This is a genomic window from Nitrosomonas nitrosa (assembly GCF_003051105.1).
In the GTDB taxonomy this organism is placed as follows: domain Bacteria; phylum Pseudomonadota; class Gammaproteobacteria; order Burkholderiales; family Nitrosomonadaceae; genus Nitrosomonas; species Nitrosomonas nitrosa.
Genome location: NZ_QAOO01000006.1, coordinates 1 through 15848 on the forward strand (window position 1 = coordinate 1; position 15848 = coordinate 15848).

At 48.8% G+C, this 15848-nt stretch carries 10 protein-coding genes; 4 read left to right on the top strand and 6 right to left on the bottom strand.

Features of this window, described 5'->3' with window-relative positions:
* Positions 1 to 327: 327 nt before the first annotated feature.
* The 5 genes from dapF to C8R30_RS04180 all read right to left on the bottom strand — a co-directional run bounded on the left by dapF (position 328) and on the right by C8R30_RS04180 (position 4865).
* Entirely contained in the window at positions 328 to 1170 is an 843-nt protein-coding gene (gene dapF / locus C8R30_RS04160; protein ID WP_107789611.1) for a diaminopimelate epimerase, read from the bottom strand.
* Between the two features lie 74 nt (positions 1171 to 1244).
* Complete coding sequence (locus tag C8R30_RS04165; RefSeq protein WP_107783291.1) at positions 1245 to 1691, bottom strand: GNAT family N-acetyltransferase; 447 nt, start codon at positions 1689 to 1691, stop codon at positions 1245 to 1247.
* Between the two features lie 5 nt (positions 1692 to 1696).
* Positions 1697 to 2797 (bottom strand): D-alanine--D-alanine ligase family protein, encoded by a 1101-nt coding sequence (locus C8R30_RS04170; RefSeq protein WP_107789612.1) that lies wholly within the window; start codon positions 2795 to 2797, stop codon positions 1697 to 1699.
* A 585-nt stretch (positions 2798 to 3382) separates the two neighbouring features.
* Positions 3383 to 4495, bottom strand: coding sequence for a tellurite resistance/C4-dicarboxylate transporter family protein (locus C8R30_RS04175; protein WP_107789613.1), 1113 nt, complete (start codon positions 4493 to 4495; stop codon positions 3383 to 3385).
* Positions 4496 to 4685: 190 nt separating this feature from the next.
* Positions 4686 to 4865 (bottom strand): hypothetical protein, encoded by a 180-nt coding sequence (locus C8R30_RS04180; protein ID WP_090666708.1) that lies wholly within the window; start codon positions 4863 to 4865, stop codon positions 4686 to 4688.
* A gap of 381 nt (positions 4866 to 5246) precedes the next feature.
* On the opposite strand from C8R30_RS04180, the gene C8R30_RS04185 reads away from it, so the two are divergent.
* Complete coding sequence (locus C8R30_RS04185) at positions 5247 to 6872, top strand: formate--tetrahydrofolate ligase (RefSeq protein WP_258191930.1); 1626 nt, start codon at positions 5247 to 5249, stop codon at positions 6870 to 6872.
* A gap of 73 nt (positions 6873 to 6945) precedes the next feature.
* Here the strand turns inward: C8R30_RS04185 and C8R30_RS04190 are convergent, their stop codons facing one another.
* Entirely contained in the window at positions 6946 to 8730 is a 1785-nt protein-coding gene (locus C8R30_RS04190) for a hypothetical protein (protein WP_107789615.1), read from the bottom strand.
* Positions 8731 to 9453: 723 nt separating this feature from the next.
* Between C8R30_RS04190 and treS the strand changes: the two genes are divergently transcribed.
* From treS to treZ, 3 genes are read left to right on the top strand one after another with little or no spacing between them, the layout of a single operon-like run.
* Positions 9454 to 12774: a maltose alpha-D-glucosyltransferase gene (gene treS, locus C8R30_RS04195; protein ID WP_107789616.1), complete on the top strand. Its 3321-nt coding sequence runs from the start codon at positions 9454 to 9456 to the stop codon at positions 12772 to 12774.
* On the top strand, positions 12767 to 13996 hold the full coding sequence (locus tag C8R30_RS04200) for a glucose-1-phosphate adenylyltransferase (protein ID WP_107789617.1): 1230 nt from the start codon (positions 12767 to 12769) through the stop codon (positions 13994 to 13996). The genes treS and C8R30_RS04200 overlap by 8 nt, the downstream gene beginning before the upstream one ends.
* 13 nt (positions 13997 to 14009) lie before the next feature.
* Positions 14010 to 15848, top strand: a complete 1839-nt coding sequence (gene treZ, locus C8R30_RS04205; RefSeq protein ID WP_181258695.1) for a malto-oligosyltrehalose trehalohydrolase — start codon at positions 14010 to 14012, stop codon at positions 15846 to 15848.

The following is a 15848-nucleotide window of genomic DNA, read 5'->3' on the forward strand; positions in this document are numbered from 1 at the left end:
AGTAAATTGACTGGATAGGAAGAGCCGTATGAATCGAGAGGTTCACGTACGGTTCTGTGAGCACCTGAGGGGGAAGTTCCTTCGGGTGACTCGACTAGAGTGTCCAACACACGTCCGCGAGCGCCATGGCGATCATGATCAATAAAAACTTATAACTGAAAATTCCATATAACTACCTAAAGAAAGCGTTGCTTGCGCGAATCATGCAGTGTGAATCAACTCAGAGTTAATTTGCTGCTGCCCGTTGCTTGCAGTGATATGGTTTTCATCTTTAGAGCCAGTATTGTAATCGTCCATGCCATACCTTTTTTGATTGTGAGAGATTGTTTATAGCTGAGCAACTTGGAGATCGTTAAAATAATTCCGGTGATAGGCAGGCGCTGCTGATTTCGGATAAAGATTGTTCACGAATCCGATGACCTTGCCTTGATAACAGGTTGGACCACAGATAGACAAATAACCATTGCTGTTGTTAATTTTTAGTATTCCACCACGCGAGGAAGTGGTGAGTGGCAATGCAGTCCCAAAAACCTTGGTCGCGACATATGCACTTGCGGCGCTTCCTGTGCCGCAGCTCTTGGTCACATCTTCAACACCCACCTCATACGTATGCAATGCAATGCCTTCTGAAGTCCGCCAAATAAAATTAACATTAACACCTTCCGGATGACCAACGGACAGGGCTAACGATTTGTCTTTTCGTAAAGATTTACCTAATATTCTGGCAGTGTCTAAATCTAGTGCCGAGCCAACCACGACTACATGGGGTACTCCGGTAAAGACGAAATGAAGATGCTGATTGATTTGCTGATAATTTCGTGCTTCACCTAAATTGGCTTCGATAAGGTCGCCGCTCACACTCACTTCCTTTTGGCCGTCACCTGTGGCGATCGAAAATTTGTCATTGCTGATGTGTGTGTCGCGTAAATAGCGTGTTGCGCATCGCAGACCATTTCCGCACATTGTTTCTTCGGTACCATCTCGATCGAAAATTCTCATACTGGCCATCCCTTGTTGCACTTCGAGGTAGACAATCCCATCAGTCTCGTGCTGCGTTGCAAGTGCGTTTGAAATCAATGATCGATCCAGACCGGCGAGTGGAGTTTTCATCTCATCTACGATCAAAAAAGAATTGCCACATCCATCCATTTTTGTTGCTTTGATTCTCATCGTTTTTGCGCGCTTTATAAAATTGTTAATGACGGGTTAGCTGCACACTGGATTCAGAATCCCTGTGGGGCTAGCTACGGCCTGTATCCCATTCGTCGAGTAAGGTGCACTTGCGCGACGCCTGAAATAAATTCATCTTGCACGATACCAGTCAGAACAAAGCCGTTCTTAAGATAGAACTGGAGGCTTTCATTGGCATCGGCATCGGTAACCACATTGAGGATTTTTCCACCTTGTTGTTTGATCTCAGCAAAGATGCTATCTAGCAGGAGAGAACCCAATCCCTTACCGCGATGATGCTGGTCAACTGCAATCGTCAATAAGTGATAAGAATCAACCGTTCTTTTCGCGATTGCATAGCCAACGGGGAGGCCATTTTCGATAGCGCAGACGCCAAAACTCTTACCAGATGTGACATCCTCCAACTCGTCGTGGATTGCTGATTGGTACATGGAACCGATGTCTTGTAATGCAATTCTTACGAGATGGGGGTGTAATTCATTTGAAATGGGTACAATCATGATGGTTATTGCTCCCTGGTTTTCTTGTCTAGTAAGGTATACATGCGGTTGCGATAGATAATCGTGTCGGCTTTAGTTGTTTTGTCGAGGGCGAGATCTGCTAATTTCTTGGGTAATTCAGCTTTTCGATCAATTTGTTTTGGATAATACGGGGCGAGCCGTTGCATGGCAGCGTTGACGATTAGAGCAATCATGTCTTTGTGCAAGATATTTGCATGACGGCACATATTGGTAAGATCGGCTTCTGTAGGGTGTATGCCGGGAATGACGTTGGCTTCGAGGAAATAGAGTTGGTCATCCCGTTCGCGGAAATCCATGCGGTTGTAGTCGCGCACTTCAAGTGCTTCGTGCGCCATGATGGCTAGCTTGGCGAAGTGTTTCGTTTTTTCTGTCCAGTTGAGATGTGAGATATAGGGATTTTCAATGTCTTTTACATGCGGGTCACGCACTTGAGGACGCCCTGGGATCTTAGCAAAGTCAATTTCCAAGATCGGGAGTACGTAGTTTCCAATAATGCCGACTGTGTATTCTTTTCCGGGCAGAAATTCTTCGACGAGTGCGGGTTGATTGAACTGCAGGTAGATTGCTTCCACGGCTTCATTGAGCTCAAGCATATCGTGCACCTTGCTTTTTTGGCTGATACCAATACTGGTTCCTTCGCTGTAGGGTTTCACCATCAAAGGAAAGCATAATGCTTCCAGTTGATCGCCCGGCACCATGAGCTGGAATCGAGCAGTAGGTACGCCTTCATAAGCAACGATTCTTTTGGCTGCCGCTTTATCCATCTTATTGATGAAGGTTTTGGGACTGCTGCCTGTATAAGGGATATGTAGGTATTCACAAAAAAAAGGAACGATGGCTTCTCGCAACTCTTTTTCGTCGAGACCCTCTGCATTATTGAAGACTAAATCGATGTGGTGCTTGCGTTTATCAAGCTGATGGTAAATATCTGAATCGACATCGATCAATTCTACGCTTGCACCCAAGCGTTCGAGGGCTGCTATGACAGCTTCAATGGTAGCCGGGCTTTCAAATTCACCGTAACGTTCATCTTCCATACCGGGTTTTCTGACGTTACAGGTGTAAGCAATATTGAATGGTTCCATATGAGAGGGGTATCGTAAAAATAAACGTTCTTTTTATTTGAAAGCGATGGTTACTCAATTATCGTTCAGCAATTCGAGCAGTTTCATCCGTAGCTATACCCGCTCATTAACGCAGTAAAGGGGTCGCCCGTTGACATGCAAGCAAGGTTTAATATTTACTCAGCGAATGATGGTATCGGTAGGTTTGGGGGCATGCGGGTAAGTACTGTTTAGCGGGCTTCTCGCTTAAGTGTATATAACCTGTTTTTTGTCGAGCCGATAGAAACAGCCGTAAACCTGGCGTCGTAAAGATTTTAGATTTTAAGGTTGGATAATGGGGCCGCCAGGGCCAGGTTCGGATAAAGAAGAATTGGTGAAAATAGTAGACAATAGTCTGCAGGATAGGGAGTGAGCTACACGGACGTTATACTTGCCTATCCCTAGGAATCGATTTCATGTCGGCTAGGATGAAAACGTAAATGTGCAGCGCCCTGGGACGGTCTGTATTATTGACTGTATCACGGGTATTCTAGTACCTGTACATTCCGTTCTTGAATTCATACCCATCGTAGATAGGAACCACTGGCAATCCAATATTCTATGGGTTTAATCGTATTGCTTGCTTGTGGGTAACCTAATGGTGTGGATCACAGCACGTAACATTCCCATAAAGGTTAGAAACCAGATCAGCAGCGCAAACCACCCCCAGTATTGAGAAATGATTGCGAGGTATTCAATACCAGCTGCTTGGCCTAGGAAAAGTGTGCTTGCGGTATACATTCCCATTGGGAATACTCTGCTCCATGCTGGTGGATCATAGGCATAATGTTGTTTTCCAAAGGCTAATCTCGACCAGGGAAGCATTTTGATCCAGAGAGGTGTTGAGGTTGCGGCATTGACGCGGATAAATTTTCGAATATCCATCAACAACAAATAGGGTATCCACAAAGTGCCCAAGAACCATATGAAAACGGTCATTTTCATGACTACCATTCTGATATCTTCCCATTCCGGCATGCGAATAATGAACTCAGAGCCCGCCAGCGTGATGATTGCCGCAGCGCCCATGCAGATCCAGTAAGGTGCGTCCCATTCGGCAATTTCAAATTGTCTGAAAAACATGCGGTAAATCAGCATTGTTATGATGATTAAGTAAAGGACAAAACCGGTAAGCCAGAATCCTCCGACAACGCAGTAAGCATATGCTTCGTTTATACCCATTGAATCCAGAAGACGAATTCCCAGCAGGGATACAGAGGTCGTACTGACTACCAGCAATAAAGTTACGCCATTCACAATTTCGTAAATAGGTTTGTCGCGTATCGCAAAGAAGCAGTGAGTAATGAAATAGATGCATCCAAACCAGCTAACGAGCGCCGTTGACCACAATAACATTGCGAGCCCTGTTGCTTGATAGAAGTAAATAAGCTGCATACCAATGGTATTGGTCCCAACTACAAATGTAAGAAAAAGTAACGCGCGCCGGAGTGTTCTGAAGTCTGCCAACAATTTTGGCCAGAAAATCATTCCCCGCGCCGCGAGCAGGCCACAAAAAGCTGGATAAAAAAGCAAGTTTATTCCGAAGAGTGTTTTGGCTATCGCTGGAAAACCGATTGCTTCAAAGGCGATCGAGACGATGCCCGTCGCCATGATCATGGCGAAATAGGCTGGATGAAAATCCCTTATGCCATTATCGATAATGGCGTTGAGTAATTTCATAATAATGCAGAAGTACTTTTCCTTGATATGTCAAAGCGTGTGAGGGATGTGCGAGTGCCGGGAGTAAGAGCGTCTTCCAAATTCATGTGAGTATGAGCGTACATTTACTCCGCTTTGGGGAGAGGCAATCTAATTGTTGACATGTTCACGACAATAATGGTCAATCTCGATCATTTTGTAATGATCAATTTTACTTACTGGATTTCTTACTTCCTTCTTTCGTGATTGGGTTTTGAAGGGTATAGCCTTTCTCTTTCATTTTATACCCTCCATAGGCTCCAGCCCCACCTACAACCAGTGTCCAGCAACCAGATAATAAAGGCAGCATTATTAAAGCAACCAAGATATTCAGAATTCGCTTCGCATTCATTATGAATCTCCTTCTTTGAAATTATATTTCAATAGCTTCGATAACTTACAATGATCAAATGGCTGCATGCTGTACAAATAATCTTTAGGTTACAGATTCTCCAGCCGCCATACAACCGCAAATTCTATCCAAGATCAGCAATACAAGTATCACAATTTTAATCAAGGTGCGCGCCGCCACAAAAGCGATTCGTTAGAATCAGAGTCACTGTCGCTTTCACCGATCAGCGTTTTAAGCTTCTAATTTTAGACTGGCCTGGGCAGGCGGGGCCTGCTTTTGATAATAAGACAAGACGCAGGATGAAGAGGTTGTGACAACCTTCGTCAAGAAGAGAGATGTAATGCTAGAATGCGTTCGTTTATTTTTATTAAAGTTTTTTTTATGCGGCCCATATTGGAGATTGCAGCGGCACTTGATTTACAGCCCAATTCGCTGATTTGTTATGGCGAGCATATGGCCAAACTCCGACTGGGTGTCTTGCCTAAAAAAGAGGCTAAGCCAACGGGTAAGATCGTCTTGGTCTCGGCGATTAATCCCACCCGTAGCGGCGAAGGGAAAACCACTGTTTCGATCGGTTTGGCGCAAGGGCTTGCACGTATCGGTCAGCGTGTAGCGCTCGCTTTGCGTGAGCCTTCATTAGGCCCCATCTTTGGTGTCAAAGGCGGCGGTACCGGCGGCGGCCATTGCCAACTCGAGCCATCGACGCGTATCAATCTGCATTTCACAGGGGATTTGCACGCGGTAGGTGCGGCGCATAATCTATTGGCTGCCTTGCTAGACAATGCCATCCATTTTCGCAGCGAACTCGACCTGGAGCATCGCCAGGTCTTTTGGCGGCGGGTGTTGGATGTAAACGACCGTACCTTACGTCATTCAGTGATTGGATTGGGTGGGCGTCTCAATGGCGTGCCGCGCGAGGCGGGTTTTGATATCACCGCTGCTTCAGAAATTATGGCCATTCTCTGTCTGTACGAAGACCTTGCTGATCTAAAAGTTCGGTTGGGGCGCATCCTGGTCGGATTCGACCGCTCAGGCGATCCGGTAACGGCACAAAGCCTCCAGGCGACTGGCGCTATGGCGGCGTTGCTGCAGGACGCAGTTTTGCCGAATCTTGTGCAATCTAGCGAAGGCGTGCCTACTTTTGTACATGGCGGCCCATTCGGCAACATTGCACACGGCTGTAATAGCGTGATTGCCACCAAGACTGCCGCCACCTACGCAGATTTCGCCGTGACCGAAGCCGGTTTTGGCTTTGATCTCGGTGCGGAGAAATTTTTCGACCTCAAATGCCGCAGCTCTGGTCTTTGGCCGAGCGTGGTCGTGCTGGTCGTAACGGTTCGCGCGTTAAGGGTCCACGGAGGGGGTGAATTGGCTCGCCATGGTGCCATCGAAGAAATCGAAAGTGGCTTGGAACACCTCTCGCACCACGTCCATAGCGTACGCGCTTTCGGTTTCGAGCCGGTTATCGCTATCAATCGCTTTGCCGGCGATACAGCGCAAGAGCTGGCTGCTATTGACAAGGGGTGTGTTCAGCTTGGGCTGAATGCCGTCCACTTTACTGGATTTACCGAGGGGGGTGCGGGTGCTGAAATGTTGGCGCATGCGGTCGTTACCGCTGCTACTCAGCCGATCCCGCCCATTCGTTATCTTTATGATTTGGAATCCTCACCTGAAGAGAAAATCGCTACTGTGGCCCGCACCATCTACGGTGCCACTGATCTTGAGATCAGTCGTAATGCGAGGAAAGATCTGGAGCGGATTCAGGCGCTTGGTTACGAGCGGCTCCCTATTTGTATCGCCAAAACCCATCTGTCGCTGAGTAGTGATCCTGATCAAGCAGGCCATCACAAGGGGTTTACCCTACCGGTTGAATCGGTGCGCATCGCTGCGGGTGCTGGCTATTTATTGGTGCTGACGGGGGATATCGTTACCATGCCCGGCTTGCCGCGTGATCCTGCTGCCCATCGTATTGATTTGTCCGACGAGGGTGAGATTATAGGTATTTGATCTTCCATGTCTCGATGGAAGCGCCTGTAATTAATGAGTATAAACGTGGGTTTGAGTGCAGGTCGATAGCGCTTCATAGTGCCGGCCTGCGTGTTTCGCGAAACCAGATACGGTATTGTTCCATTTTAGTGCGTTGTGCCAAAGGGGCTTGGCGGCGGCAGGTATCATATTCTTCCGTTTCAGGGGTAGCACCCCAACGTATCTCGGGACAATCGTTTGGGTTATAACCCATTTCGAAGGCCGATTGTCGTGCTAGCACTTCAGCGATGGAGAGCGTCCATAGACTACCTTCCGAGCGTCGGTAGCGGATGCTGCGCTCATGAATGCGTTTCGCATGGTGTTGCCTGATTTCGGCACTGGCTTCTTCAGGGTGCTGACCGTTCAGTATGAATAACTCGGGATAACGTACAATTTTATCAGGCAAGCTGTTCAGCATATTGATGGCGATGAGAAGGCGCATGTCGCGGGAAGGGGTAGAGTAATCCTCCCAGGGACCGACAGTCTGAAAAATCGCCGCTCCGCTAGGCATTGGAATAATGGCGCGTGGGTTCTTCTGAAAATAAATTTCACCATTGTTTACTGAGACCACACGGGTTTCGATTTGCTCTACTAACGCATCCAAGGAAGCTTCATAGGCTTGTTTCGGATCAAGACCGCGGGGATTGATAAGTTGGGTAAGTTTTGCGTAGAAATCGTCAGGAGAGAATTGATCCTGCTCCAAGGAAAAGGGAGTAAAATCGGGATGGTCGATTAATTCATCGTTCGAGAGCGGGCGCCATCCGCCCGAATCTGTGAGAATCACAGGACGAAATGCCTTGAAACCTGGTCCTGCGCTAGCCGTGCTGGCAAACAGCGCAGTGCCCTCCCAGACGCGTTTGCGGGCTACTGAATTATCCGGCTGGGCATCGACGGCCAGCAGGCTGCCGGGACTGTCCGCCGTTTGGGGTATCCACTCGACCAGCACCAACACATGCCCATAAGGGTCAGCAAAGACTGTCCCCGGCCAGAGCGTTTCACGGCTGAGCGGAATGGGGTAGAGATCGGTTTTCTCATCCGCCAAAGCGGTGCGCAGTGCGCCCGAATGAACCGTGTTGATCAACTGCCGGTTGAATTTACTGAAACTGGTTTGTGAACTGAGGCCATGAGCAAATTCGGTCATGATAGTGGCTGCACCGCATTGGGGGGGTGACTTGGCTGAGCCACGCCCACAGGCGCGGAAAGCGATAGGCAAGCCGATCTTCCAGGCAAAATAGGCTCGCAAAGTGTAAGGCAGGTCGGCGCAATCGGGAGTGAGTGGTAGATTGTTATCTTCATCCAAGCCTAAGTAATTATGAAGGAAGTTACGCTCACTGTTGCGTAACACAGGCTCTAAGGAAGGAAAACTAAGGCTTTCTTCCGGCGGAACACCAAACAATTCCTCGATCCAGGCGGAATAAAACGCTTCTGTGGCGCGTTCCCAAATCTTGACTCTTTTCTGTGTGCTGGGTCCATCCACAGCAAAGCGATGACATGTAATTTGTTTGCCATCCCGGTTCGCTATCAATTGATAATTCCCCGTGCTGAGATTGTCTAGCTCGGTCATCAAACGCCAAGGCGGTCCCCCACGCTGGCGGGAAGAGAGTTGCCAATGCTGACCGTGATTGTCGATCAAGGCGAGCTCTGCCATGGGACCATCTGTGGACACAGCCATTATCTTGATTTGGTTGCCAGATTGGGGATTAAGCGGCGAAATCCAGATATGTGCTTTCTCTGTTTGCTCACATGCATAATCCTCTGCACGGGCCAATGAAATCTCAGCCAATGTCAGCAAGCAAGCGAGAAAATAGAAAAACACTTTGACTTGGGATGTCATGTTCATAACATTTGCTCCAATCATGGAAAAGCTTTACGCGCTCTCCACTCAGGTAAATCAAATTATACTCACGCATGTTAATACTATTGAGTTTTGCTACCTTAGTCCAAAAAAACAGTTACGTGAACACGCTATCGGATGGTTGCTCGCGCAGATTTTGTGAGTGGCGACGCACTGTCTAACTAAGCTTCTGTTATTGTGCATTATTTTTTCTTGTGGATTTGCCTCGTTGGCAATAGTGGGGTGACGTACCCAGACAAAATGACTTGACCATATCGTGATTACTCGGTACGGTAATATAAGAATGTGCCTGCTCTAGCGACAAAACAAAGCGATAGAAGATATTTATTTGAGATGGTTATTTTCATCGTGCCCTTCTGAATTATATTAATTTCTTTATGTCGGTCAGACTGAGCAAAGATAACCAACAAGAAGTACAAATCGATCGATGTTTCAACCGCTCAATTTATTGCAGTCATTGGCTCGTCATTGGGAGAACAATGTCCCGATATCGAGTTTTGTGATACGCCTTGCTTACAATGCTTGCTGCAGGCAAGACCTGATAAGCAGTCTTCAAACGAGAACACGCTGAACGCTGCGCAATGGGGCTCAATAATTCCAAACAAGCTTACTAACAGCACACGGTTTACGTAAGCTAAGCTGCAAAACAGTGGCAGTTGGTGCGTTATTTTCCTTGATGCATCAGCTGATTAGCAAAAGAGAGGGCCTATGAGTATTGAGGAAGAGAGTCTCTGGTATAAGGACGCCATCATATATCAACTGCATGTGCGCGCTTATTGTGACAGCAATGGAGATGGTATTGGCGATTTCCCTGGTTTAACTTCCAAACTGGATTACTTGAAATCGCTCGGTGTCAATACGCTTTGGTTATTACCGTTTTATCCCTCACCTTTGCGGGATGATGGATATGATATTTCTGACTATCGCGGTATCCATCCTCATTACGGCACGCTTGCTGATTTTCGTACTTTTCTGCACGAAGCACATAAACGTGATCTCAGGGTCATTACCGAACTGGTTATCAATCATACTTCCGACCAGCATCCCTGGTTTCAGGCTGCGCGCGTGGCACCGCCGGGCTCGACCAAACGTGACTATTACGTATGGAGTGATACGGTCAAGAAATACGAAGAGACACGCATCATTTTTACCGATACGGAAAAATCCAACTGGTCATGGGATGAAGTTGCTAATGCCTATTACTGGCACCGCTTCTTTTCACATCAACCTGATCTCAATTTTGCCAATCCCCATGTCGTCAAGGCTGTCCTGCGTGCCATGCGATTTTGGTTTGACATGGGGGTTGATGGCATGCGTCTCGATGCTATTCCTTACCTGTGCGAGCGTGATGGCACCAATAATGAAAATCTTCCTGAAACACACGCTATCATCAAACATTTGCGAGCCGAACTCGATCAGCATTACACCCATCGTATCTTTCTGGCCGAGGCCAACCAATGGCCTGAAGATGTACGTGAATATTTTGGTGAGGGTGATGAATGTCATATGGCTTTTCATTTTCCGTTGATGCCGCGTATTTTCATGGCAGTTGCCCAGGAAGACCGTCATCCGATCATCGAAATTCTAGGACAAACGCCCGAGATTCCAGATAATTGCCAATGGGCTGTTTTTTTGCGTAATCATGACGAATTGACGCTGGAAATGGTCACTGACCGCGAGCGGGACTATATGTATCTCACTTACGCATCCGATCCGCGTGCGCGGATTAATTTAGGTATCCGTCGACGGCTCGCGCCACTGATGGAAAGCAACCGTCCCAAAATCGAGCTGATGTACAGTCTGTTATTGTCGATGCCGGGTTCTCCCATCATTTACTACGGCGATGAAATTGGCATGGGTGACAATATTTATCTCGGTGACCGCAATGGCGTACGCACTCCGATGCAATGGAGTCCTGATCGCAATGCAGGTTTTTCTCGCGCTGACCCGCAACGACTCTACCTACCACCTATCATGGACCCGCTTTATGGGTATGAAGCCATCAATGTGGAAGCGCAAAGCCGCAATGCCAGTTCATTACTCAATTGGATGCGGCGCTTGATCGCCACGCGCAAGGCTTATAAAGCTTTTGGTCGCGGCACTATCACCTTTTTACACCCGGGCAACCGAAAGATTCTTGCCTATCTGCGTGAGTATCAAGGCGAATACCTCTTGTGTGTGGCCAATCTTGCTAACAGTGCTCAGCCTGTCGAATTGGATCTGGCTGCGTACAAAGGCCGTGTGCCAGTGGAATTGTTGGGGCGCACTGTTTTCCCGGCTATTGGTGAACTGCCTTATCTTTTGAGTTTGCCAAGTTACAGTTTTTATTGGTTCCGGTTGGCGGTCGATGTCGAAGCGCCTGTTTGGCACGTGGATAAATTACCGCAAGAGGCTTTACCTGTGCTGGTATTGCCGGAAGGATTGCTGAGCGCGCTCATGTCTAAGCCAGCCGGTGAAATAAGCGATGTGCTGGCGCACAAGACGCGTACGCAATTGGAGAATGAGGTCATTCCACCGTTTCTTGCCGTACAGCGTTGGTATGCGGGGGCAGGACAGCATATCGCGCAACTGGAATTGGATCTGAGCCACACCTGGAAAACGCCCGAAGGTAAAGGATGGTTACCTTTGCTAGTCAAACTTCAATTCGATACCGGTGAAAAACAAATCTATTTCCTCCCATTGGGATTGTTGCTTGGAGAAGCGGCTGATCAGCAATATCATGCCCTCTCGCCTTGGATGCTGGCTAAGGCCAGGCAACGTGCGCGAGAAGGGATACTCTATGATGCTTTAGGAGAAGATGCTTTTTGCCGTTTCTTGCTAGATGCGCTCATGACGAAGGCGCGTCTTCCATTTGCTTCGGGGGAAATGGTGTTTACTAGTGCACCCGACTTCCCTGCGCTCCCTGAAACCATCGAGATATCGCGCCCTGGCATGGAGCAGAGCAATACTTCCATCATATATGGCGACCGTGCTATTCTCAAAGTTTACCGGCAGGTACGAGAAGGCATCAATGCCGAGCTGGAAATGGGGCGATTTTTGAGTGAAATTTCGCCATGTTCCAGCGTCGCACCGTTAATCGGCAGCCTGGAATATCATGCTCATGAGACCGTTACCGCTGTTGCCGTGTTACATCAATTTGTACCCAACCAAGGTACCTTCTGGGATTGCACGCAGGATTATTTAAATCGCTATCTCAAAAGCTGTATCGATGATCCCGATCGTATTTCTGAGCCGGATGTGCATGCTGTCTACTTGATGCAAATGACGACATTAGGACAGCGTACAGCCGAGCTGCACCAGGCGCTGGCGCGTACGACCGGTGATCCCGCATTTGATCCTGTCCTTCCATCAGCCGATGAAATGGCGGCCCAGTTGGATCAGTTACGCCTGTATCTGGTAACGGTTTTCGACAAGCTCGAGCAAGCGATCGGGCAACTGCCAGAGCACGCCCGGGAAGGCTGTAAATACTTGCTCACCCAGAGATTGCAGATTTTGGATCGTGTTGCCTGTACAACATCGCCGAATGAATCGCCTTTGTATCAAATTCGCATCCATGGCAATTACCACCTGGGCCAAGTATTGGTCGCGCACAACGACTTCACCATCATCGATTTTGAAGGTGATCCAGCCCTCCCGTTAGAAGCGCGAAGGGCCAAACAATCGCCGTTGAAAGATGTCGCGGGTATGTGCTTTTCGCTCAGTGCTGCGGCGATCCAAGCGGTAAACCTGCAATTGATCGAACACGCTCAACATCGAAACTTGCTGGAAAGCTGCGGAAGCCAGTGGGAGCGCGCTGCCACAGATGCTTTTCTGTCTGGTTACCGGGCAGCTATCGTAGGGTGCTGCGCTTATCCGGCCGAAGCGGCCCAAGCACAAAAACTGCTCGAATTGTTTTTGCTGGAGAAAGCATTGAACGGGCTCGGCTCCGCCTTGGCGGATCGGCTTGCCTCATTGGAAACCGCATTGCCAATCATGCTGAATGTACTTGAGCGCACCATTTTATCCACGAAAGAGGATGGCCATGTCTAATCCAAAAATACTTGCGATGGTGATGGCAGGAGGTGAAGGAAAACGTCTTTACCCTCTTACTTGTGAACGTTCCAAGCCTTCCGTGCCTTTCGGTGGGCGTTACCGTATCGTTGATTTTGTCCTGTCGAATTTGGTGAATTCGCAGATCTTTGCAATCTATCTGCTTGTCCAGTACAAATCGCAGTCGCTGATCGAACATATCCGCCGCTCATGGGGACTGGCGCCCATTTTTCCCGAGCAGTTCGTCACCATCGTGCCGCCGCAGATGCGTGAGGGTCCCGAGTGGTTTCAAGGTACGGCGGACGCAGTCTATCAAAACATCAACTTGATTCATCAACATGCGCCTGATTTAGTCGCGGTATTCGGTGCCGATCATATTTACCGCATGGATGTCCGGCAAATGGCGCAATTTCACCTGGAGAATAAAGCGGATGTGACGGTAGCCGCTTTACCGGTGCCACTCGCTCAAGCCAGCGCTTTCGGTGTGATTGAAAGCGCCGACGATGGGTGTATTCTGCGTTTCCACGAAAAACCGGATCATCCGCCGTCGATGCCGACAGACAAGGCGCGTGCCTATGCCTCGATGGGGAATTATCTGTTCAGCACGGATATTCTCTACAGTGCGCTGGAAGAAGGAAAGCGCCGGGGAGAAAAGGATTTTGGCAGCCATCTGCTTCCGCGTTTGTGCCAGACTCACCGGGTATTTGCTTATAACTTTGCAGATAATCGTGTGCCAGGGGTACGGGACTACGAAGAACAGTCTTATTGGCGCGATGTCGGTACGATCGATGCTTATTTCCTCGCTCATCAGGATATATTGGGATTGGAGCCGAGATTCAATCAGTTCAACCCCCACTGGCGGTTCGCTTCGAGTGAATATCAAGGGCCTTCGGCCAAGTTCATTCATGCTGAAATCGAAAACAGCATCATCGGTGATGGCAGCTTTATCAAGAGGGCGAGTATCCACAATTCTGTCGTACGTCGTGAGGTACTGATAGAAGAAGGCGTCGAATTGGATGAGTGCATCGTGATGGACTATTCCATCATTCGCCGCGGTACTCGGCTTAGACGAACCATCGTAGATCGTTACAATCTGATCGAGGCCGGAGGCCAAATCGGTTACGATCTGCAGGCCGATGCCAGTCGCTACGTCGTCACTGATTCCGGCATCGTCATTGTACCGAAGGGAAAATATAATGGTTATATAGGCCATTATCTATAAGGAAGAGCATAGTATGAAACGACAGCATTGCATGCCTTTCGGTGCAGAGTGTCTCCCTGATGGCAAAGTGCGTTTTCGTTTATGGGCGCCTGCGGCACAACAGGTTTCAATCATTATCGATGAACGGGCGCCTATTCCGCTGCAGCCGGTAGGAGAAGGGTGGTATGAGCATGTGAGCACACAAGCACATGCTGGAAGCCGGTATCGTTATCAGATTAGCAACCGGTTCGGTGTCGATGGACTCTGCGTACCTGATCCTGCTTCGCGCTACAATCCGGGTGACGTCCACGGCTTTAGCGAGGTAATCGATCCCACGGCCTTCGCGTGGCAGGATGAAAACTGGCGTGGCCGACCTTGGGAAGAGGCTGTCATTTACGAGATTCACATTGGTACATTCACCCCTGAAGGCACTTTTGCGGCAATCGAACAAAAGCTCGATTATTTGGCGGAGCTCGGCGTGACTGCTATCGAGCTCATGCCGGTGGCTGATTTCCCGGGGCGTTGCAATTGGGGTTATGACGGCACGCTACTCTTTGCACCTGACAGTATTTACGGCACGCCCGATGACCTCAAGCGCTTGGTACAAAGCGCGCATCGCCATGGCTTGATGGTGTTGCTCGATGTCGTATACAACCACTTCGGGCCTGAAGGCAATTATCTTCATACTTATGCACCCCACTTCTTCACTGAGCGGCATCATACGCCTTGGGGTGCAGCGATCAATTTCGATGGCGATGACTCACGGATCGTACGTGATTTCTATATCCATAATGCGCTCTATTGGTTGGAAGAATATCATCTGGATGGTTTGCGGCTCGATGCCGTGCATGCGATTCTCGATGACAGTCAGCCTGATATCCTCGAAGAACTTGCGCAAACAGTGCGTTCGGTATTAGGTGCAGAACGCGCTATCCACCTCATCCTGGAGAATGACCACAACACTGCACATTATCTGGCACGTGCGCAAAATGGACAGGCGGACTATTACGATGCGCAGTGGAACGATGACGCGCACCATGCTTTCCATGTGCTCCTAACTTCAGAACGTGATGGCTATTATGCCGATTACAACAATGAACCTATCCGGCACTTGGGACGTTGCCTGACCGAAGGGTTTTCCTATCAAGGTGAAGCTTCTGCCTATCGGCAGGACACGCCACGCGGCGAACCGAGCGCGCATCTGCCGCCGGTGGCCTTTGTCAATTTTCTGCAAAATCATGATCAAATCGGCAATCGTGCGTTGGGTGAACGTCTAACGCTATTAGCATCTGACGATGCATTACATGCTGCTACTACGCTATTCTTGCTTTCACCCTCGATACCGCTGCTGTTCATGGGCGAGGAGTGGGGGGCGCGTGAACCATTTCCTTTTTTTTGCAATTTTAGCGGCGAATTAGCGGAGGCGGTCACGGCAGGGCGACGGAAAGAATTTGCCCGCTTCGAACGCTTCCACGATCCAGCGGCGCGCGCAGCGATTCCCGATCCTTGTGCGGTCAGTACCTTCGAACAAGCCAAGCTAAACTGGCAAGTCATGAATCAGCCAGCACACGCTGAATGGCACATGCTTTACCAGACGCTGCTCACTTTGCGGCAACGAATAATTGTTCCACGCTTGCACAAAATACGGAGAGCACATTTTGAAGTACTCGCTTCCTATGCACTTTATGCTTGTTGGCAAATCGGTGAAGAGGCGCAATGGATTGTCTTCGCCAATTTAGGTGCTACCCCTATTAACTTATCTGCTGCGCCACAAGGCAGCCTGGTATACAGCAATCAAAAAAATAGCCAGCAGCAGCCTATATCGGAAATCCTTCCCGCCTTTACCGTAGCATGGTATCTGAAGGAAGGCTAG